Below are 22,508 nucleotides of genomic sequence, written 5' to 3' on the forward strand. Positions count from 1 at the left end.
ATGCGGAAAATTCGCCGCGACCCGCACGCACGGCGGCGCAACGGTTGTGCCGCCGCGAATCTGCATGCCTATTCGAAGTCGTCGTTGAATATCGCGTCGCTGGAATTGACCACGGTAAAGTTCACATTGGAAATATCGAAAAAGATATTGCCCAGGCAGCTGACCCGTACGCGCGCCTGGGCGGTGGCCGTACCGGCGGGAATCACCACATTGGCCTGACCGTCGTTCGGCGTCGAGGTGAGCAGGGCCAGCGGATAACTAAGGCCGCCGTTGGCGGACAGGCTGATGCTGACGTTGGCGCAGGAGATCGGCGCGGCGGTGGTGCCGGCCACGTCCCAGGTCACGCTGTTGGGGACGCCGGTATTCCAGCTCAGCGCGGTATTCGGTGCGGTCACCGCAAACGGGCCAGCGGCACCGACAACGCGGATGCCGGGCATGTCGGCGCTGCTGCTGCGGCCGCCGCCCGCATGGTTGTCGCGCACGGTCAGGCGGAACACCATGGATGTACGATCCTGCGTCGGCAGAATTTCGCCCGGTGCCGTGGTGTTGGCCAGCAGGTTGGACAGGCGCGGCACGATGCGCGAGCGGCCGCTCACCGGCGTGTAAGAGCGAATGATCGGACTTGTTCCGTTATCCACATTGATTGCTGTCGAGGCACCCAGGTCGTATTCCTCCCAGGTGTAGGTCAGCGTGTCGTTGTCGGCGTCGGTGGCCTGCGGCGCGACCAGTTCGAACGGCGTGCGCGCGGGAATCGCATAGCTCGTCGTCATCGGCGGAATCACCGGCGCAGCGCTGGGCTGGGTGGTGCTGGTGCCGCAGCTGGGCACGGCATTCAGGCGCGTCTGCATCTGGTCCAGGCTGCGGGCATGGAAGTAGGGATCGGAATTGGGCTGCAGGTCATCGCTGCCGCAGATGCCGGCATAGGCCTGGATGGTCGAGCCGCTGCCGGTCTCGTAGGCGGAGCTGGCGGTGCGGTTGCCGCCGCAGGCGTCGATGGTGCTGTTGAAGGTATGCGAGCCGCCGAACTGATGACCCATTTCATGGGCGACGTAGTCGATCCAGAACGGATCGCCCGTGGGGCTGCTGGTGCCGGTCACGCCGCGCGCCTTGCTGCCGTCGTTGCAGACCGAGTTCAGCGTGGCCACGCCGCCGCCGTTGGTGCTCAGCACATGGCCTATGTCGTAGTTGGCCGTGCCGATCACCGAGGTCAGGTTGGTCTGGTTCTGCCCCAGCATGGTCGAGCCGTTGTTGTTGGTATACGGATCGGTGGTGCCGTTGGTATAGATGAGGAGGTTGTTGTTGGCGACCAGCTGCAGCGTGACGCTGAACTCGTTGCCGTAGACTTCGTTGACGCGGTTCACCGTGGCCGTGACGGCAGCCATGCCGGCGCTGACCGTGCCGCCGAAGAACGCGGTGTATTCGCCGGTGGCGGCGACGGCGGCGCGCAGCACGCGGCGCGATGTGCCGGTGACGGTGTCCGGCTGCGGGTGGGTGCTGCGGAATTCTTCCGGGGTTTCGTCGCGGTCGTGCACGGCGCAGCGGAAGCTTTTCACCGCCGGTGTGTCGGTGCGCTGGAAGCTCAGGTAGTCGCGGCCCTGGCCCAGGCGCGCCGGTTCCACCACCCAGCTGCCGTCGTGATCGAACACCATGGCCTGCAGGCCCAGTTCGGACAGATCCAGGCGTATGCGATTGCCGCTGCCGTCGCTGCCGCGCAGGCTGCGCAGCTGCGGAAACTTGGCGGCCAGCGCGGCGGGCAGGGTGCCGGAATCTTCCAGCACGAACAGCGCATAGCCGCCCCCGGGGCGCGGCAATGCAAACGGCCTGGCCTGCGCGACTGCCGCGTCGAGCGCGGCGCGCACGCTCGCTGTATCCAGCTGAAGGCTGCGGAAGCTGCGCGGTTGCGGTCCGTTCGCCTCCAGCGCGACTGGGCTCTGCGCATCGGTCCAGAGTTCGGCGGCACCGGCGGGCAGGGCAGCAGCACCCAGCAGCACGGCGGCCAGCACGGGTGTGAAAAGCGGTCGCGTCATGCGCTATCTCCAACAGCAAACCGGTACGGAAGGCGGCGACTGTGCCGATGGGCGCGGCTCGTCGCATCCGCCCGCTGGCGGAGTGCGGCGGTCAATTTCCTTCAGAGACGCAAGAGTGTGCGCAACTGTGTCAGAAGATATCGCCCATACCTCCATTCGCGCCTGCGCGCCACTCTCGGCTGCGCTGCCGCGGTAGCGGCGCTTGGATACAATCGGCCGATGACCGAATCCTCTTCGACCTTTCCCGCTTTTCCTGCCGCGTCCGCCGCGCTGACCTTGCCCGGACCGTCCGGCGCGCTGGAGTGCCTGATCGACGTAGCCGCTGATGAAGCACGCGCCGGCACCGCTATCGTCTGCCATCCGCATCCGCTGCACGGCGGCACCATGCACAACAAAGTTGTGACCATGGTTGCGCGTTCGTTGCAGGAGCTAGGCCTGAACACGGTGCGCTTCAATTTCCGCGGCGTGGGCAATTCCGCCGGCGAGTACGACGACGGTATCGGCGAAAGCGCCGATCTCGCCGCACTCGCCGCCTGGGTGCGCCGCGAACGGCCGCAAGACGCATTATGGCTGGCCGGGTTTTCCTTCGGCAGCTTCGTTGCGTTGCGCAGTGCCCGGTCGCTGGCGCCGCAGCAGCTGATCCAGATTGCGCCGCCGGTAGGGCGCTGGGCTTTCCAGGAGATCGAGCTGCCCGACTGCCCCTGGCTGGTCGTGCAGGGCGAGGCCGACGAAGTGGTCGATCCCGCCGCCGTATTCGCCTGGGCGGCGACCTTGCCCAAGACGGTGCAACTGGTCCGCATGCCCGACACCAGCCATTTCTTCCACCGCCGCCTGATGGACTTGCGTGGTGCGGTCAAGAACGGCGTGCGCGACAACCTGCCACCGCTGCGCTGATGCCCAGTCCGACCGAGCACTACCTCGCCGGCGTAAGCCGCCGCGACTGGCAGGACGATGCCGCCCAGCGTGCCGTACTGGCGGAACTCGACCGCATTGCCGCGCAACTGCTGGAACAGGAATCGGCCGGCCTGTTCGCCCGTCTGCGTGCGCGCCTGCGCCCGCCCGAGCCGGTGCGCGGCCTGTATCTCTGGGGCGGCGTAGGCCGCGGCAAGACCTTCCTGATCGACCTGTTCTACGAAAACCTGCCGCTGGCGCAGAAAAAACGCGTGCACTACCACCGTTTCATGCGCGAGGTGCAGGCCCAGCTGCGAGACCTGCAGGGCCGCGAAAACCCGCTGGAGGAAGTGGCCGAACGCATCGCCGCGCAGACGCGCGTGTTGTGCCTGGACGAGTTCTTCGTCAGCGACATCGGCGACGCGATGATTCTCGGCGGCCTGCTCAAGCAACTGTTCGCGCGCGGAGTCAGCCTGGTCACCACGTCGAACACGGCGCCGCCGAATCTCTACGCCAACGGTCTGCAGCGCGAGCGCTTCCTGCCGGCGATTGCGCTGATTCAGCAGTATTGTTCGGTTGTGGAAATTGTATCAACTCAGGACTGGCGCCTGCGCACGCTGACCCAGGCACGCGTATTCCACACGCCGCTGGGGCCGGAGTCGGAGCGCGCCCTGAACGACTGTTTCCAGCGCATCAGCCATGGCAGCGCGCGCAGCGAAACGCAGATCCGCGTCCACGACCGCGACATCGCGGTGCGGCGCCTGGCCGAGGACGTGGTCTGGTTCGGCTTCGGCCCGTTGTGCGAAGGCCCGCGCGCGGTGGCCGACTACATCGAGATCGGCAAGGATTTCGGTACCGTCATCGTCTCGGGCGTGCCCCAGTTCACCCCCGGCATGGAAGACGCCGCACGCCGCTTCATCGAGATGGTGGACGAGTTCTACGACCGCCACGTCAAGCTGATCCTGTCCGCCGCGGTACCCATCATCGATCTTTACGACGGCTACAAGCTGCGCGCGGAATTCAGCCGCACCGAATCGCGCCTGATCGAAATGCAGAGCGAGGACTATCTCGCGAGCGAGCACCTGTTATGAACCGCAACAGCTGCATCCTGTACCTGCGGGCGGGCATTTGCGCATGACCAAAGTCCAGCTGGATCGCGCCATTCCTTGCCCTACTATCGAATTTTTCGCGGAGACCTGAAGCCATGCGCCGAATCTGTACCGCCCTGCTGCTTGCCCTGGCCGCCGCTCCGGCACTGGCCGGCGATACCACCGCCACGGCCGCTGCTGCAGTAAGCGATCAGGTGTTGAAATGGCGGCGCGATTTTCATCAGCATCCGGAGCTGGGCAACCGCGAGACACGCACGGCCAAGATCATCGCTGCCGAGCTGAAAAAGCTCGGTTTCGAGGTGAAGACCGGCGTGGCGCATACGGGCGTGATCGGCTGGCTCAAGGGCGGCAAGCCCGGTCCGCGCCTGGCCATCCGCGCCGACATCGACGCACTGCCGGTGACCGAGGAAGTCGACCTGCCGTTCGCCTCCAAGGTGCGCAGCACCTACGGCGGCCAGGACGTCGGCGTCATGCACGCCTGCGGTCACGATGCGCATACGGCGATCGCGCTCGGCGTGGCCACGGCACTGGCGGGCATGAAGAAAGACCTGGCCGGCGAAGTGATGTTCATCTTCCAGCCGGCCGAGGAAGGCTCGCCGCCGGGCGAAGAGGGCGGTGCCAAGCTGATGCTCAAGGAAGGCCTGTTCCGCGACTGGAAACCCGACGCGGTATTCGGCCTGCACGTGTTCTATACCCTGCATGCCGGCCAGCTCGGCGTGCGCGAAGGGCCGCTGCTGGCCGGCTCCGACCGCTTCAAGATCCGCGTGCTCGGCGCGCAGACCCACGGCGCGCAGCCCTGGCGCGGCGTAGACCCCATCGTCACGGCGGCGGCGATCGTGTCGCAGGCGCAGACCATCGTCAGTCGACAAATGGATATTTCCAAATTACCGGCCGTGCTGACCTTCGGCATGTTCCAGGGCGGCGTGCGCTACAACATCATTCCGGAGAAGGTCGAGCTGGAAGGCACCATCCGCACTTTCGACGCCGGCATGCGCGAAGACCTGTTCCACCGTCTGCGCCGCACCGCCGAAGGGGTGGCCGCAGCGCAGGGCGCCAAGGTGGAGCTGGAAGTGCCGATGCCGGCTGCGATGAACCCGGTCACGCGCAACGACGCCGCGCTGACCCGGCGCATGCGCCCCAGCCTGGAGCGCGCGGTCGGTGCGGAAAACGTAATCGACGTGCCGCCGAACATGGTCGCCGAGGACTTCAGCTATTTCGCCGACGAAGTGCCCGGCCTGTATTTCTTCGTCGGCGTGGTGCCGCCGGGGCAGGACCTGGCCACCGCCGCGCCGAATCACTCGCCGCGGTTCTTCCTCGACGAAAAATCGCTGGATGTGGGCACTCGGGCGATGTTGCAGGCGGCGGTCGATTACTTGGCCACGCCGGCGAAATAACCCGTCCCAGCTGCGCGGAACTCTGCCGCGCAGGCTCCGGTCTGTGATGCGCTCGCCGCCGCCGATGCGTTGCGTCGCGGCGGCGCAGTTCCGCAACCTTTCGTCTCACTCGATACCCACACATTCGCTCACCGTGCAGCTTTGCGCCGCCGGCAGGATGCGCGTGCGTGTCGACGGGCAAGCCTGCAGCAGGAGCGAACGTCGCCGTGGCCGGACCGCATTGGATAGCTCTGCTGCTGATTGCAGCCGCGCAGTCGTGCCTCGTTGGCGCATTGCGTGCCGAAGCACGGCGCGGGACGTATGCGCCAGCGGCGTGAGGCTTCGGGCCAATAGCCAGTGACACGGTCGCCGCCACGGCCGAATCAGCATTTCTGGCGCAGGGCCGGACTCTTCCTTACCGTGCTCAGCCTGTGCGTGATCGGCGCCGCCGGCAGCACGATCCACTGCCCGCGTCGCCCCGATCTGGTCATGGAAGCCCACCTGCCGCGGCTGCAGTCCGCGATCGAGGCATTCCATGCCCGTTGTGGGCAGCTGCCGGTCCAGCTGGAAGACCTTCTGCCTAGCCGGGACAGTACAGGCTGCCATGGTCCGCAGCGTATGACCCCATCCGCTTTGCGCGATTACTGGGGCCAGCCATTCGTTTATGCAGTCACGTCGGCAGGCCACGAGTTTCGCCTGCTTTCCATCGGTGCCGATCGCAGGCCTGGCACGGCCGACGACATCGTGCTGGGCGATACGCACAAGCCCTGGCGCCCCAGCTATCGGCCGCCATTCGAATGGCGGCGGGTGCCGGTGCAGCTCGCGATACTTCTGTTGCTGGGCATGGTGGTACGGGCGGTAGTGCTTACGGGGCGGTGGTTGGTGCGGCGCCTGCGCAGCGTGTGGCATCGCCGCAGCGGCTGAAATCCGGCCCCCGCGCTGCCCCGCCTTTGTGCGGTCCGTGCAGGGCCGCAGAGCCGCTTGCCTGGCCGTCCTGCGACCGCTGTCAAGCCCGAAAACTGCACCTGCGTCGACGCCGTGTGAAAGTGCGTATCCAGGTCTCAACTCACAGCCAATTGTGTTGACCCCACGCTGTCAACCTCTATATCTTGTGTTTGGTCGGTTCCCGGTCACGGCCGGGATTAAACGGGAATCCGGTGCAAATCCGGAGCTGCCCCGCAGCGGTAAGCGGAAACGAACGCCATCAAAAGCACTGGCTCCATGGGAGCTGGGAAGCGATGGCCACTAGGCTGAGCCTGCCAAGGCTCAAGGTCCGCAAGCCCGAATACCTGCCGACAACTGCGCGTTGCACACCGCGCAGTCACGGCCAGGGAGTCTCCGCGGGGAGGCGGGTCGTCGGTAATCGCAGCCTGTCTCAGGTTTTGCGATGCCCGGCCCCCACCTTGCAAAACTCCGCACGCCCGAGGGGGCGTGGCTCGCCTGCGGCCCTGACCGCGGCGTAGCCGTCCCTTCGTTTTTGCCGTCCCCGGGCAGGGCGGCAACCGTGCCCCATTCGCACCGGAGGGAGTCCAATGAGCACCACAGAACAAGAAATCGCCGCCAGCACCGCTCGCAGCACCGCCAACCAATCCGACAGCCGCGCGCCGCAGTTCGCGCTGACCCCGCCGCATTCCAGCGGCACCATGGCCGTGACCAAGCGCAACGGCAAGCGCGAACCGGTCGACCTGAACAAGATCGTGCGCGCCGTCACCCGCGCCGCCGACGGCCTGTTTTCCATCGATCCGATGCGCGTCGCCACGCGCACCATTTCCGGTCTCTACGACGGCGCAACGACGCGCGAGCTGGACGAACTGTCCATCCGCACCGCCGCGATGCTGACGACCGAAGAGCCCGAATACGGCCGCCTTGCCGCGCGCCTGCTGTCGGAATACATCGCCAAGGAAGTGGCCGGCCAGGAAATCCACGCGTTCTCGCAGTCGGTCACGCGCGGCCACGAGCTGGGCCTGATCAATGCGCGCCTGCTCGAATTCGTCCAGGCCAATGCGCGCAAGCTCAACAGCGCGCTGGACATGGAACTGGACCGCCGCTTCGACTACTTCGGCCTGCGCACGGTGTACGACCGTTACCTGCTGCGCCATCCGAAGACGCGCAAGGTGATCGAGACGCCGCAGCAGTTCTTCCTGCGCATCGCCTGTGCCCTGTGCGAAGACGTCAACGAATCGCTGGAGCTGTACCGTCTGATGGGCAGCCTGGACTACCTGCCCAGCTCGCCGACCCTGTTCAATTCCGGCACCACGCACGAACAGCTGTCCTCGTGCTTCCTGCTCGATTCGCCCGACGATTCGCTGGAATCGATCTACAAGCGCTATGCCGACGTGGCCATGCTGTCGAAATTCTCCGGCGGCATCGGCCTGGCCTATACGCGCGTCCGCGCGCGCGGCTCGCTGATCAAGTCCACCAACGGCCTGTCCAACGGCATCGTCCCCTGGCTGAAGACGCTGGATGCGTCCGTGTCGGCGGTGAACCAGGGTGGCAAGCGCAAGGGCGCGGCCTGTGTCTACCTCGAGCCCTGGCATGCCGACGTGGAAGAATTCCTCGAACTGCGCGACAACACCGGCGACGAAGCGCGCCGCACGCATAACCTGAACCTGGCCAACTGGATCCCGGATCTGTTCATGCGCCGCGTCGAGGCCGACGCGCAGTGGTCGCTGTTCGATCCCAAGGCCGTGCCGCACCTGGTCGACCGCTGGGGCGATTCGTTCAACGCCGCCTACGAGCAGGCCGAAGCGGCCGGCCTGGCCAGCAAGCAGGTCAAGGCGCGCGAACTGTACGCCCGCATGATGCGCACGCTGGCCCAGACCGGCAACGGCTGGATGACCTTCAAGGACAAGTCCAACCGCGCCTGCAACCAGACCGCGAAGGAAGGCAACGTCGTCCACTTGTCCAACTTGTGCACCGAGATCATCGAAGTCAGCTCGCAGGGCGAAACCGCCGTGTGCAACCTGGGTTCGATCAACCTCGGCCAGCACATGCATGCCGACGGCTTCGATTTCGGCAAACTGGCCGACACCGTGCGCGTCGCCGTGCGCCAGCTCGACCGCGTGATCGACCTGAACTTCTATCCGATCGAATCCACGCGCAGTTCCAACCTGAAATGGCGTCCGGTCGGCCTGGGCGTGATGGGCCTGCAGGACGTGTTCTTCAAGCTGCGCCTGCCGTTCGATTCGGTAGAGGCGCGCGACCTGTCCACGCGCATTGCCGAAGAGATCTACTACAACGCGCTGGTCACTTCGCACGAACTGGCGCTGGAGCGCGGTGCGCATCCGTCGTTCGCCGACACGCGCGCGGCCCAGGGCGAACTGCAGTTCGATGCCTGGGGCGTCACGCCGTCGGACATGGCGCGCTGGGATGCGCTGCGCGAGAACATCCGCAAGGGCGGCCTGCGCAACTCGCTGCTGATCGCGATCGCGCCGACGGCGACCATTGCGTCCATCGCCGGCTGCTACGAGTGCATAGAGCCGATGGTGTCCAACCTGTTCAAGCGCGAGACCCTGTCCGGCGATTTCCTGCAGGTGAACAAATACCTGGTCGAGGAACTCAAGCAGCTGGGCCAGTGGACCGCGGAAATCCGCGACCGCATCAAGCTGGCCGAAGGCTCGGTACAGGACATCAAGGAAATCCCCGAGCGCCTGCGCCATATCTACCGCACCGCCTGGGAAATCCCCATGCGCTCGCTGATCGACATGATGGCCGCACGCGGCGCCTACATCGACCAGTCGGCCTCGCTCAACCTGTTCATGGAAAGCCCGAACATCGGCCAGCTGTCGTCCATGTACATGTATGCCTGGAAGGCCGGCCTGAAGACGACGTACTACATGCGTTCGCGTCCGGCCACCAAGATCACCAAGACCACGGTGACCGCGGCGGCAGCTCCGGCGCTCGCGCCGGTGGCGACGCAGGAACAGGCAGAAGCGGCGGTGTTCTGTTCGCTGGAGAATCCGGAGTATTGCGAGGCGTGCCAGTAAAGGCGTTGGCCGGGGCGATCTGCTCCTTGTCCCTCTCCCCAAGCCTGCTTGGGGAGAGGTTAGGCGAGGGGGCGGAAATGCCAGCAAGGCTCAGCGCTTGCTTGTCGCGTCGACCATCGGGTGCAAGCCTGGCGAAAACCTGCCGGCGAGGCGATCCTTCGCGCCGCCCCCTCACCCCAGCCCTCTCCCCCAGGCTCGCAAGCGAGCCTGGGGGAGAGGGAGCTCACTAGCCAAAGCTCCAAAGCCAAAGCACCACACCAACCGGTAGCCCATGCCCATGTCCGCCTTCGATCAGTCCCACGCCATCGGCATCAGCGCCGCGTCCACTCCGCCGCAGTCGCGCCTGCTCGATCCGGGTTTCAATCTGACCCTGCGGCCCATGCGCTATGCGCAGTTCTACGACATGTATCGCGATGCGATCCGCAATACCTGGACTGTGGAAGAAGTGGATTTTTCCCTCGATGTGAACGACCTGCGCAACAAGTTCGGGCCGGCCGAGCGCCACCTGATCGAACGCCTGGTCGCGTTCTTCGCCACTGGCGATTCCATCGTGGCGAACAACCTCGTGCTGAACCTGTACAAGCACATCAACGCGCCCGAGGCGCGCATGTACCTGTCGCGCCAGCTGTACGAGGAAGCGCTGCACGTGCAGTTCTACCTCACCCTGCTCGACACCTACCTGCCCGAGCCGGAGGCGCGTGCCAAGGCCTTCGACGCGATCGAGAAGATTCCCGCGATCCGGCACAAGGCCGAGTTCTGCTTCAAGTGGATGGACTCGATCGACAAGCTCGACCGCATCGAAACGCGCGAACAGCGCCGCCAGTTTCTGCTCAACCTGATCTGCTTCGCCGCCTGCATCGAAGGACTGTTCTTCTTCGCCGCGTTCGCCTACGTCTACTACCTGCGTTCGCGCGGCCTGCTGCACGGCCTGGCCGCCGGTACCAATTGGGTGTTCCGCGACGAATCCGGCCATATGGCGTTCGCCTTCGAAGTGATCCGCGTGGCCCGCGAGGAAGAGCCGGACCTGTTCGACGAATCGCTGAAGGCCGATATTGCGCAGATGCTCGACGAAGCCATCGCCTGCGAACAGCTGTTTGCCGAAGACGTGCTGTCCGGCGGCGTTGCCGGCTTGTCGCTGAAGGATATGCGCCAGTATCTGGAATACGTCGCCGACCAGCGCCTGGCCCAGCTCGGCATGGCCAAGCGCTACCACGCGCGCAATCCGTTCGCCTTCATGGACCTGCAGGACGTGCAGGAACTGACCAACTTCTTCGAGCGGCGCGTGTCGTCCTACCAGGTTGCCGTCGAAGGCGAAGTCACCTTCGACGCGGCGTTCTGATGGGGCGGGAGCGTCCGATGAACGTGGCCGTGGAAGCGAGTCCGACTGGTGCAACCCAGGCACGCCTGATCGAGATCGTGTTTCCCGACCATACCAACCACCTGGGCACCTTGTTCGGTGGCCAGGCCCTGGCCTGGATGGACAAGGCGGCCTTCGTCGTGGCCACGCGCTATGCGCGCCGCACCGTGGTCACGGCGCGTTCGGAACAAGTGGATTTCCGCCTGCCGGTGCGCCAGGGCCAGCTGGTGGAGCTGATTGCGCGCATCGTTGCGACCGGGCGCAGCTCCATGCAGGTGGAAGTGGATCTGATTGCGGAAGACCCGCTGACCGGCGATTCGCGCCTGTGCACGCGCGGCCGCTTCACCATGATCGCGCTCGACGCGCACGGCACGCCGACCGCGATCACGCCGTTGCCGGCAGCCATCGAGCCGGCCTGATCCGCCGGGTACTCGCATTCGTAGGGAGCGATGAGCGAATGCGAATTGCACCGCAAGCTGCCACTGCCGGCCTGCGTCGCATGTCATGCGGCGCAATTCGCCGTGCTCATCGGTGCCCCGCCAAAGCGTTCTGTTCTCGACCGCCGTCGCATCGGCGCAGGCGATTGCCGGAGATACAACCCGGCCAAAACCCGGGGGGCCGGTTCCGGCGACAGTCTGCCCGGCAAGCGAGTAGCCAGGCGCAAAGCCGCTAAACTGCGCGGCATGAATACTGCCGAACACTCCTCCCTGGGCAAATCCGTTGCCTACCGCGACGACTACGATGCCTCGCTGCTGTTTCCGATTCCACGTCAGGCCAAGCGCATCGAGCTGGGCCTGACGGCCGACCTGCCGTTCCATGGCGTCGACGTGTGGAATGCCTACGAACTGTCCTGGCTGGACCTCCGCGGCAAGCCGCGCGTGGCAATGGCGGAATTCCGCGTGCCGGCTACCTCGCCGAATATCATCGAATCAAAATCGTTCAAATTATATTTGAACACGTTTGCACAAACGCGCATGGCCGATGCCGCAGCCGTTGCCGACCTGCTGCAGCGCGATCTGTCTGCCGCGGCCGGCGCTCAAGTGACGGTAAGCCTGCGCAGCGGCGGGCAGGTCGCGGCGCAAGGCCTGGCCGAGCTGGACGGCGAATGCCTGGACGAGCTGGAGCTGGACATCGCCGACTATGATGCGCCGCGTCCCGACTACCTCGTCGCCGAGTCCGCCTGGATCGCCGAGGAAACCCTGGTTTCGCACCTGCTCAAATCCAACTGCCCGGTCACTGGCCAGCCCGACTGGGCCAGCGTGCAGGTCCGCTACCGCGGCCCGCGCATCGATCGCGCCGGCCTGCTGCGCTATCTGGTGTCGTTCCGCCGGCACAGCGATTTCCACGAGCAATGCGTGGAGCGCATCTTTACCGATCTGCTGCGCTGCTGCATGCCGGTGGAACTGAGCGTCTACGCGCGCTATACCCGGCGCGGCGGACTCGACATCAATCCGTTTCGCAGCAGCGCGGCGGAGTGGCGCATCGACAATCCACGCGGGGCGCGGCAGTAGCGACAGTGTCGTCTGCGTGCTGCGTGGGGCAGGCGCTGGTCCTTGCAATTGCGACCGCTGTTGGCATGACTTCTGGCATACGCCGGTGAACCGGTTTCCCCGTCGGCAGCTTTGTGCAATTGCCGCACTGCCGCATCGATCTGTGCAAATCCAAACTCCAGCTTTGGAAATGATTACATTTTCGTAGCTACTAAATTGCATGCGGCAGGGCTATCGTCGGGATACCAGAGGCCAGGTGAACGCCATGCAGATCAAGCTGACCAGCATCCCGGTACAGGATCAGGAACACGCCCTTGAGTTCTATACACGCACACTGGGCTTTGTTCGCCAGGCCGATATCCCCATGGGCGAATACCGCTGGCTGACGGTGATGTCGCCCGACGGCATCGACGGTGTGGAACTGGTGCTGGAACCCATGGCCTTTCCACCGGCTCGCGTTTACCAGAAAGCGCTGTTCGATGCGGGTATTCCTGCCACTGCGTTCATCACGCGCGACATTGCCGCGGAGACGGCGCGACTGAAGGCCGCCGGGGTCAGCTTTCGCAGCGAGCCTATGACGATGGGACCGATCATTGCCGTGGTATTCGACGACACCTGCGGCAACCTGATCAACCTGGTGCAGCCGTTGATGTGAGGGAGCAAGGGCTCCGCCAATACGGGCGTACTGAGTCTGCGGCGACTGTGTATTCCCGCAGGCACCTGCGCTGCTGGGCTGCATATGTCGCCCAACATATTGCAAGTATGTACGTCGCCGTCGCCGTTAGCCCGTAGCGTGCATCCATAGGCGAAAACTGGTGCGTTGGATGTGCCGACGCGCGCTGCGATTTCAGTCTGGCAAGGCGGCCCGCTGAGGCCAATCCAGGAAAAATCGTACCGGCGCGACTTGCGCAATACGCGCCAGTAGGAGTGATGCCAGTCTGGGTTCGTGCGAATTGTTGCCTGTGTTCCCCGTCGCGAATGATGCGACTGCTGCACGCAATGCTAGCCCCCCGGCACGTACATCAGCTCACGCTCGCGCCGGGCTCCCCGGTTCGTTTTCTGGTGAGCGACATGAAAAGCAGCAGCAGGTGATCATCTTCTGCGTTGTTCGACGATAGATAGGTTTGAAGAAGCGCATGGATCATTTTTGCGCGCCTGACTGCGTTGGCGTAAGACCGCGAATTATCAGGGGAATGTATGAACGGTATTGATAGAAGCTGGCCGCGCCTTACGGGTGCCGCCATATGGTTAGTTGCGCTGTTTGCCTTGCTGGCGGCAGCGCCTACCAAGGCGATGGACGACCTCAGCTTGCCCGAGGCGCAGCTGCTCTGTAGTCCGAGCGTAAATACCGATTCCTGGTTGTCCGGCGTTGCGCTGGCACAGCCGGGACGCTGGTGGAACCCCAAGCGTTATGGCTCGGGTTGGGACTTGGTCTACAACGACGAGCGGACCAAGCTCAAGGCGTTTATGTACACCTTCAATGCGAATGGTCATTCAACCTGGCTCGCGACGAAGATGGTCGATATTGCCGAGACCGGCGATCGCTGGAAGGCCCAACTGTACGAGTACACCGAGTCGTCAACGGGTGTCATTTCGTCGATGCCGGTCGGCGAAGTCGGGCTGGTGTTCTTTCGCGACGATCCATCCCGCGTCGGGTTGCGCTGGCGTTGGCTGGAAGTGCAGACCGCAGGCCTGATGCCAGCTGGCTATGTCGACGAATGCCTCAGTGACATGACGCGCCTCAACCCGACCTACTACGCGTGGACCAACGGCGCGATCGAGACACAGGAAGTCTTCGACAAGGAACTGACGGTCGATCCCAGCGTCAGCCAGGTCTTTTCCGGCTACTGGAACAAGCCGGACCCTGGTAACCCCGCGCCGGATGTGGACGAGGTTCCCGGCGTCGTCATGACGGTGATGCAGGCTTCCCTTGGCGGCGAACGCGGCAAATTCGGCGAGGCAGCGGTCCGGCTGCTGTTCAACAAAGTGCCGCCTGCGGCCGGAGGCAATCGCAAACCGATTTTCGTGCAGGCACAACGCGTCAGCCTGCTCAGCAATCTGCCGCTGTCGCAGGATACGTTCAACCTCTACTTTCACTACGGCGTGGGCTACCCGAACGGCTATCCGCTCAACGACTGCTCCACCTCGACCGAATGCAACGACAATATCCTGGTCGGAACGTATACGCGCAGCTTCAAGCCGGAAACCAATTACCGGTCGGCGCACACCGAATTCTTCATCGATACAACCAAGCTGAACAACGGCAAGGTGCCGGGTGCGCCAACGATAAACGGTGTCGCCACGCCGGCGTATCTGCTGACTCCTTCGTCGACATCGGCGGATCCGCCCTCGCAAACCATTCTCGGTGAGGTGACCCGAACGAATCGTCTGCAGGAAATCTCGGTCAACCAATACGTGTGCCAGGTATTGCCGCCGGCGACGACTTGCTCGATCTGCGTCAGCTGGGCAGGCAATGGCATCGGCAAGGCCTGGCGCCGCAATCTCGGTACGCTGACTTATGGCGCGGCGCCGATCGACTCCGCCGATTTCGGTTACGTCGAACAGATACTCAACCACGGCGATCGTGTGCAGTTCGAGCTGTGGCAGGGCATACCGGGCCAGGCCGGCGCGGTGCTGCTCGACAAAGCGCCCGAAGTGCGCGCGGTCGGCCCCACGCCCGGTGAAAATGGCTTTATTCAGGTGCCGGCAGCACCGGTCATCTCCAACCTCGACGACTTGTCACTCGGACATGACGCCAGTGTCGGTGCGCTGGCCGGCGAAGCCGGTGTCAGCGGCGGTGCTGGCACGTACAGCGTGCCGATCGCAGTGCCGCCGGGCCGCAACGGCATGGCGCCCAGCGTAGGCCTGTCTTACAACAGCCGAGGCGGCAACGGCGTCGCCGGCCTGGGTTGGAGCCTCGATGCTGGCGGCGCTGTCACGCGTTGTCCGCGCACGCTCGATCAGGACAGCACGGCGCGCGGCGTGCGCATGGATGGGGATGACCGGCTCTGTCTGGATGGCCAGCGCCTCGTTGCCATTGTTGGCACCGGTGCCTATGGCGCGGCCGGCACGGGGTATCGCACGGAGATCGACAGTTTCGCCAAGGTGGTACAAAGCGGAGCGGGCCTGGCCAGCGGCAATGTCTGTTTTACCGTGGAATACAAGGACGGCCGCAAATCGAGTTATGGCTGCGCGCCTTCCGGCAGCAGTTGCGCGGGTGTCGCGCCACGTGTGCAGCCGGCTGGTCTTTCGCCGCTGCGCGAGCAGGCATGGTTGCTGAGCCGCGTCGAAGACCGTACTGGCAACTTCATGGACTATTGCTATGTGAGTGGCGAAGCCGGTAGCGGCGAGGTACTGCTGGATCAGATTCGCTACACAGGATCCACGCTGGCGGGCACGACATCGGCACAAAGCATCCCGACTCGCAAGATCAAGTTTGACTACGAGCCGCGTCCAACCTGGGACGAGGCGAACGATCGCAGTTCGTCCTCTCTTGCCGGCGGCACGGTGCAGCAGACGCGGCGGCTCACGAAAATCTCGACCTACTCGCCCGATTCGAGTGCCCCGGCGCGCAGCTATATGCTTGGTTACAGCGATACTTTCTTCTCGGGCAAGGACTACAGCAACTACAGCGGACGCAGTTTGCTGCGCCGTATCACTGAATGCGGTCAACAAGCCGGCAGTGGTGCGGAAACCTGCAGCAATCCGACTGAATTCACTTGGTCGGACGGTAATTGGGAATTCGCCAGCCGTAAGTTTGCGGTCAGTGCCAGCCCTGGCCGTTCAGCGCCTCAGCCTGCGCCGATGCCCGACCCGGTGTGGCAAGAAGACGGCAGCAGCGCGGCGACGCCGGAATACCGTCGCCAGAGCACCGTGCCGACGGGTGATCTCGATGGCGACGGCACGCGTGAAATGCTGACCACCATCAGGTGGTTCGATGGCGTCTGGCGCAGCGAATATCAGCTGTCCAAAGTGACTGCCGATCGGGTCACGAAGGGAACAGTGACCTTTACCGATTTCCCCGTCGGCGAAGTCAGCGACATCGACGGCGACGGCATTGCAGAAATCGTCAGCGGAAACAAAATCTATAAATGGAAAGGTGGTCGTGGTGCGGACGCTTGCGGCGGTGGGGCGGCGAGCTGCACCGCATCGGCCAACAGCTACTTCTCGGTGGTTACGACCAACATACCGTCGGGCGGCACCATTGCCCCGCAAGGCATCGCCGACTTCAATGCCGACGGCGCGCCCGATGTGCTTGTGCGCTTGCCGCCACTGAGTATCTGTGACGCGGGCAGCGGTGGCGGCGACAACGAACGTGTCGGCAATGCCCCCAAGGGAACCGTGCCGAACGACTATGCCGTACTTTGTGTGCTGCTTAACCTCAAGCCCGGTACCATCAGCACGTCGACGACAACGTTCAATTTTGGTACGCCAAAGCAGGTCGACTTGCTATACGCCGGTATAGACGGCGAGGCCGTGCAGCACGTCACCGACTTCAACGGCGACGGCACCGCCGACGTCATCGTCGCCGACAGCAATGGTGCCGTGGTGCGTGCGGTTTTCAGCCAGCTCAATGGCACGGCGCTGAGCTTCGCGGCGCAGACGTCGGCGCAACTCAATCTCGACCCGTCCACACGCTATCTGCGCTGGATGGATATCAACGGCGACGGCCTCGATGATGCCGTCATAGCACACCTGCCCGGCGCGGGCGGTTCCTGCGAAGGCCAGCCTTGTCCCTTCGGTGCGTGGAAGATCCAGCTCAACAAGGGCGGCACCATGGCAGCGGTCGCCTATCCGGTCGGCCCGTCTGGCAACCCCAGCCCCGGTCTTCGCTACAGCGGCAGTCAGGGCGGCGTAGCCGCGACAAGGCCGCAGTTTCGCTATTTCAGCAAGATGATCCAGACCGACATCGATTCGGATGGCCGCGCGGATCTGCTCTACCCGGCGCACTTTGCCGCGCGCATGTGCTTCAAGGCCTATCTGGCGCCGAATCTGTTCTTGCCAGCGCGACCGGCCGAGGATTGCCCGGAGCAGGTTTACCACGGCAGCACTTGCCTGGCCGATGTCTGTGCTGCGCCGCCACCCGAAGACGGTTCTACCTATAGCGAACATCCCGGCACCATCCCATCCAGGGCCGATGCCTTCAGCTCGGGCCTGGGCGAGTTCGATCCGAGCAGCTACAAGTACAACGTCATCCGCTTCGTGCAGACCGGTGCCAATACCTTCCGCCTGCAGGTCGACGAAACGCCGATCATCGCTGGCAATTCGGTGCTGGGTTCGCAGCGTGGCCGCGCCGACGACTATTTCGGCGACGGGCTGGCCGATGTCGTCGGCGATGCCGGTTGTCCGTTCAAGCGCACCCTGCACTATCCGGAAAACACCTGCGAACTGGCCGCGGGCGGTACGGCTGGGCCGGGTAGCTCCACCAGCTATCTCGATACGGCCCAGACCATCCAGCTCGGCAGTCTGGTCAATCCCGATGTCGTGAACCTGGTACTCAACGAAAATCGGGGCGATGGCGTACGTACCAACCTTGCACCGATGTTCCCGGACATGATGGTGAAGGCGACCGATGCCCTCGGCGACCAGGCGTCCTGGGACTATTTTCCGTTATCCAGCAGTGCGGGACGCGGCAGCGATTTCCCGCTGTACAAGATCGACGCAGACTACGTCGACAGCCGGCATTTCCTGTTCCAGTCGTCCATGCCGGTTGTTGCGGTGCTCGGTCGGTCCAACGGTGCCGTGACCGGCAGCCTCGCGATCTTCGGTGGTCGCAGCCAGCGCTACGCCTACGAAGGTGCGATGTACAACTCCGGCGGCCGCGGCTTCCAGGGTTTCCGCAAGATCAGCGCCGAAGGCGCCGGGCCTACCAGCCGCATCGTGCGTACGGCAACGACCTTCCATCAGAAATTTCCGTTGACGGGGCGTATCGAAAGTATCGAGACCCGTCTGCCCGGTGTCAGCACTTCGACTGGCCTGCTTTCGCTGGAGACCTTCGATTGGCGCTGCAATCTGTCCAATATCACGAACGCATGCCCTGGCCAGGACGGCAATGCGCCGGCCCACACCACGATTTACTGGCCTTTCCTCAATGCCAGCAGCAAGTTCAGCTACGACCTGGCCGCCGCGGAAGCCGGTACGCAATTCCCTCTTGGCCAGTCCAACACCTTCAACTACGAGCCGAATTCGACCGCATCCGGCTGGAGCCAGTACGGCAATCTGCGTTACACGCGCACAGTCAGCAAAGACGGCAACGGCAATGCCAATGGCGACAAATACTTCGTTGCCGCGCACGAGACGATCACAGTCAATAATTACGACACGTCGATTGGCCCGCTCGGCCAGTGGTGGTTCAACAAGCTTTTGAGTTCGACCACTTCGACCACTGTGAGCTATCACCCGCGCAGCGGCACTGCGCCTTCGATGGATCTGTCGCAGAAGACGCTGGTCACCAGCTACTCCTGGAACACGGCAAACCGCACCCTGTCGAGCAAGACGATTACCGATTCGGTAGCAGGCCAGTCGTTCACAACCAGCTATGCGTATCCGACACCGAATCTCGGTTCGCCGACCAGCGCAAGCGTTACGGGCAGCGGCATCAGTGCGCCACGCGAGGTGCAAACCGCATACAGCAACGACGGCTATTTCCCGGCGAGCGTGACGGCAGTTCTGAGTACCGTATCGCCTTCGCTCAACCACGTTACGACTACCACGACCAGGGCCAGCGACGGTCAGCCGACGTCGACGACCGATCCCAACGGCCTTAAGACGACGAATGAATACGACCAATTCGGCCGTCCTACCGCTCAGCTGTTTTTCCGCACCGATGGCGTGACGCCTGCGGCACCGACGGCAAGGGTGGCATTGCAGAAATGTTTGCCTTGTGGTGGCGTCGGCAGCGGCGAGGAAATGGCCGTCTACTACGCGACCACGGTGAAGGATGGCGCCCCGAGCCAGCGGACCTGGTTCGATATGCTTGGACGCGAGGTCAAGCGCGCCAGTCGCGGATTCGATGGTCGCTGGGTCAACGTCACCACCAAGTACGACAACATGACGACGGTGATCAGCAGTTCGGCGCCCTACTACACGGGAGAATCGCCGCTGCTGACCCAGTTCACCTACGATCGCTTCAATCGGGTACGCAGCAAACGCGTACCGACGGCCGAGCTCAATGCGACGCAGGGCGACACAGTGAGCAACTACAGCTATGTTGGGCTGCGCACCGACATAGCTGTTGCCCCGTTGAACGTCAACTGCACGGCCACGCCGACGCTATGCATTGCGGTGAAGCGTCATAGCAATTCGCTGGGCCAGTTGATGCGTACCGAGGACGCGCTGGCCGGTAGCTATCCTGCGGGTTCGTTGCAAGGCATTACCGACTACTGGCTGAACCCGGGCGGCGCCGTGGCGGCGATACGCGACGGCAAAGGCAGCGTGATCAGCGCCGTGTATAGCGCGCTCGGTCATCGCCTGAGCTCCCATGATCCCAACCAGGGCAACTGGAGCTTCACCTACAACGCCCTCGGCGAGATGCTGACTCAGACCGATGCGCGTGGCGTGCAGACCACGGTCACTCAGCGAGACAGTCTGGGGCGCGTGCTGCAGCAGCGTCGCGAGCCCGTACTGGGCGTGCCGGCAACGCTCGCCGACCAGAAGATCCTCGATACCTGGCAATACGATCCGCCGGGCGCCAAAGGACAGCTCGCCCAGCAGCAGCGCCAGCGCAGCCTCACCGTCGGCAGTCCCGACGGCAGCACGCCCATCTGGACGGAAAGCTATTCCTACTGGGCCGATACCACGCAACTATTCCAGCGCGTGACGGCCATAGAGCCGACCACGCCCGGTGCGGTACAGCTGACCCACGAGTACCACTACGATCCGTATTACGGCTATCTGAGTTCGGTCAGCTACCTCGACAATCCGCAACCGTTGACCGTGTGGAAGCGCTACACGCGCTATGGTTCGCTGAGCGGTATCGTCGACGCGCGCCTGATGACGCCGATGTGGTCGATGACCGAAGCCGATGCCTACGGCAAGCCGACCAAGGAACAGTTTGGCTACGCGCTGTACGGCAATGCGAGCTACAGCCGCGCCACCGGCCAGATGCGCAGCCAGGCCTGGCGCCTTTACGAAGTGCCGACCGTCACCGGCAATGTGGACGAATTCGCCTACAGCTACGATTCGCTGGGCAATCTGGCCAGCCAGGAGCGCATATGGCGGCGTTATGAGAGCGGCTACGCCAATACGTTTATCAGTAGTCTCGCCGCCGACCCGCAAGGGCGCACGGTCGAGACGTACGCCTACGACAAGCTGCAGCGTCTAACCAGCGTCAATCGCACGCGGGGCCAGGGGAGCGGCTCGTCCTGGGTGGATATGCCGGTCGTTCCGACGACTGTCAGCTACGGCTACGACGCTGTCGGCAATATCACCGCCAAGTCGGATTTTGCCGCCAGCTATACCTATGGCGGACTGCCCGGCGACAGCTGCGGGCCGAACGCGCTCAAGTCGACTAGCGATCCCGCCAGCAGCCCCACGCATACCAGCGTCTACCAATGCGACGCCAACGGCAATCAGACCAGCGAAGTCGGCAGCGGTACCGGTACGCAGAACCGCACTATCGTCTATGACGGCGCCAACCTGCCGACGCGGATCGATCATCGCGATACCTGGATAGCCAACTCCCAGATCGACTATCACTACGGACCGGACAATGCGCGCTTCAAGCGCACCGGCGAGAACGTCACCCTGTTTTACGGTGCGGACGGCTACGAGCGAGAGGTCACCAACGGCGGTCAGACTGCGCTACATCGCATCGAGCTGGGGCCGGTTGTATACACCCGCAGCGTCACCGGCACGCCGCCAGGCACCGTTGTCGTATCGCCCTCGATAACGAACTACCAGCTGCGTGACCGTCTCGGCTCGACCATTGCCGTGGCCGATCGCTGGGGCCACTTCAACGGCGTCAACACCGGCACTCCGGCGTATGTCGATGGCCTGATGCGGCGCTCCTACGATCCGTTCGGCATGCCGCGGGAGCCTGGCCTCGGCGGCGTCACCAGACCGAATAACTATACATTGCCGACTCTGCAGCTTGGGCCGGCTACGCGGCGGGGTTTCACCGACCACGAGCATATCGATACGGTGAAGCTGATCCATATGAATGGACGCGGCTATGACTATCGGTCGGGGCGGTTCCTTAGCGTAGACCCGATCATCCAGTTCCCGACGAATAGTCAGAGCCTGAATCCGTATAGCTACATCTTGAACAATCCACTGTCGGGGACAGATCCGAGCGGCTACGCAGTTGAGTGCGAAGGCTGGGACGGTTGTTCCTTCGACGGCAAGGACGTCAACAACATCTCAGTGTATGAGGACACTGAAACGGGGGAGCGCTTCGCCGTTGCTAGCACCGGCGATGGGGGGCTCTACCGGATCGAATCTATAAACGTGACTGAGAGTAATGGCGCAGATGTAACTAGTACCGAAGTATATAACGCGTCAAAATCCGGAAACGCATCTATCAAGGAACTTAACTCTCGGCGCAGCCTGTTCGGGAAGGACACCGGATTTGTCGCGAAAGACTTCATCCGTGAGCAGAGTAACCGGCACGGCGTGGAATACCTCTCCGGACTTCAGAAACTAAATGAGTTCGCAGCGGGGTGCGCGATCACCGGAGGGGCTCGATGTGTGACTGAATTGGTCGCAGAGCTAGCGGGAGTGCCAAGTGTCAGTTCGGGCGAGCTGCGGCAGATGCCCAATGCTCAACAATTTCCAAACCTCTTCCCTGAGGACCAGCCCCGGGCAGCCAATATCATTCCCAACGAAAAGCTGCGCACAATTAGTCAAAAGGGACTGGCCTACGTTGTCAAGACTGATGGAACGCTCGTCGTTGGGCGGAACAATACTTCCCAAGGTCATATCGACTTGGCTGGGGGAGAACCTGTTCTAGCCGCGGGCGAGGTCAGCATCCACGCAGGCCGCATCAAACTTCTCGACAATTCATCAGGCCACTACCGTCCCTCAGGACCCGGAGCGCAATACGCTGCAGAGGATGCTTTCCGAAGGAATGGCTTCGAAGTTGAGGGCATATACACTGAAAGGGCATTTTAAATGTTGGAATACGCAACGACTGATGTAGTTCGAAGGTTCTTCGAACTTGCTTTAGAGGCAGAGCGCATTGATTCACAGTGCCTTGAAGAACCAGTGGAGCCCGCCTTCGAAGCCGTACTATCTCATGTGCTTGCGCATCCGGAGTCGAGAGTCGATCTAGCCAAC

At 63.4% G+C, this 22,508-nt stretch carries 12 protein-coding genes and 1 riboswitch; of the genes, 10 read left to right on the forward strand and 2 right to left on the reverse strand.

Annotation, left to right across the window (positions count from 1 at the left end):
- Positions 1-68: 68 nt before the first annotated feature.
- Positions 69-2,027 (reverse strand): reprolysin-like metallopeptidase, encoded by a 1,959-nt coding sequence (locus DFR29_RS04955; protein ID WP_133817454.1) that lies wholly within the window; start codon positions 2,025-2,027, stop codon positions 69-71.
- 219 nt (positions 2,028-2,246) lie between these two features.
- On the opposite strand from DFR29_RS04955, the gene DFR29_RS04960 reads away from it, so the two are divergent.
- From DFR29_RS04960 to DFR29_RS05000, 9 genes are all read left to right on the forward strand, one after another.
- A complete protein-coding gene (locus tag DFR29_RS04960; RefSeq protein WP_133817455.1) occupies positions 2,247-2,921 on the forward strand; it encodes an alpha/beta hydrolase in 675 nt (224 codons plus the stop codon).
- The gene (zapE, locus tag DFR29_RS04965; RefSeq protein WP_133817456.1) at positions 2,921-4,009 is read left to right on the forward strand and encodes a cell division protein ZapE; all 1,089 of its coding nucleotides are present in this window, start codon (positions 2,921-2,923) and stop codon (positions 4,007-4,009) included. Before DFR29_RS04960 ends, zapE begins: the two co-directional genes overlap by 1 nt.
- 113 nt (positions 4,010-4,122) lie before the next feature.
- Positions 4,123-5,421 (forward strand): amidohydrolase, encoded by a 1,299-nt coding sequence (locus DFR29_RS04970; RefSeq protein ID WP_133817457.1) that lies wholly within the window; start codon positions 4,123-4,125, stop codon positions 5,419-5,421.
- Between the two features lie 414 nt (positions 5,422-5,835).
- Positions 5,836-6,324 carry a type II secretion system protein GspG gene (locus DFR29_RS04975; protein ID WP_133817458.1) on the forward strand — a complete coding sequence of 163 codons (489 nt, stop codon included), beginning with the start codon at positions 5,836-5,838 and terminating at the stop codon, positions 6,322-6,324.
- Positions 6,325-6,503: 179 nt separating this feature from the next.
- Positions 6,504-6,712, forward strand: a riboswitch (cobalamin riboswitch).
- A gap of 220 nt (positions 6,713-6,932) precedes the next feature.
- Positions 6,933-9,386: a ribonucleoside-diphosphate reductase subunit alpha gene (locus DFR29_RS04980; protein WP_133817459.1), complete on the forward strand. Its 2,454-nt coding sequence runs from the start codon at positions 6,933-6,935 to the stop codon at positions 9,384-9,386.
- 379 nt (positions 9,387-9,765) lie between these two features.
- A complete protein-coding gene (locus DFR29_RS04985) occupies positions 9,766-10,725 on the forward strand; it encodes a ribonucleotide-diphosphate reductase subunit beta (protein ID WP_425598822.1) in 960 nt (319 codons plus the stop codon).
- 17 nt (positions 10,726-10,742) lie between these two features.
- On the forward strand, positions 10,743-11,162 hold the full coding sequence (locus DFR29_RS04990; protein WP_133817461.1) for an acyl-CoA thioesterase: 420 nt from the start codon (positions 10,743-10,745) through the stop codon (positions 11,160-11,162).
- Between the two features lie 264 nt (positions 11,163-11,426).
- A complete protein-coding gene (queF, locus tag DFR29_RS04995) occupies positions 11,427-12,254 on the forward strand; it encodes an NADPH-dependent 7-cyano-7-deazaguanine reductase QueF (RefSeq protein ID WP_133817462.1) in 828 nt (275 codons plus the stop codon).
- A 244-nt stretch (positions 12,255-12,498) separates the two neighbouring features.
- Complete coding sequence (locus DFR29_RS05000; RefSeq protein WP_133817463.1) at positions 12,499-12,888, forward strand: VOC family protein; 390 nt, start codon at positions 12,499-12,501, stop codon at positions 12,886-12,888.
- Between the two features lie 367 nt (positions 12,889-13,255).
- Here DFR29_RS05000 and DFR29_RS30285 read toward each other — a convergent pair whose 3' ends face one another.
- The gene (locus tag DFR29_RS30285) at positions 13,256-13,378 is read right to left on the reverse strand and encodes a hypothetical protein (protein ID WP_279571514.1); all 123 of its coding nucleotides are present in this window, start codon (positions 13,376-13,378) and stop codon (positions 13,256-13,258) included.
- Positions 13,379-13,430: 52 nt separating this feature from the next.
- Between DFR29_RS30285 and DFR29_RS05005 the strand changes: the two genes are divergently transcribed.
- Positions 13,431-22,343 (forward strand): RHS repeat-associated core domain-containing protein, encoded by an 8,913-nt coding sequence (locus tag DFR29_RS05005; protein WP_133817464.1) that lies wholly within the window; start codon positions 13,431-13,433, stop codon positions 22,341-22,343.
- Positions 22,344-22,508 lie beyond the last annotated feature (165 nt).

Origin of the sequence: Tahibacter aquaticus (genome assembly GCF_004363655.1) — a bacterium.
In the GTDB taxonomy this organism is placed as follows: Bacteria; Pseudomonadota; Gammaproteobacteria; order Xanthomonadales; family Rhodanobacteraceae; genus Tahibacter; species Tahibacter aquaticus.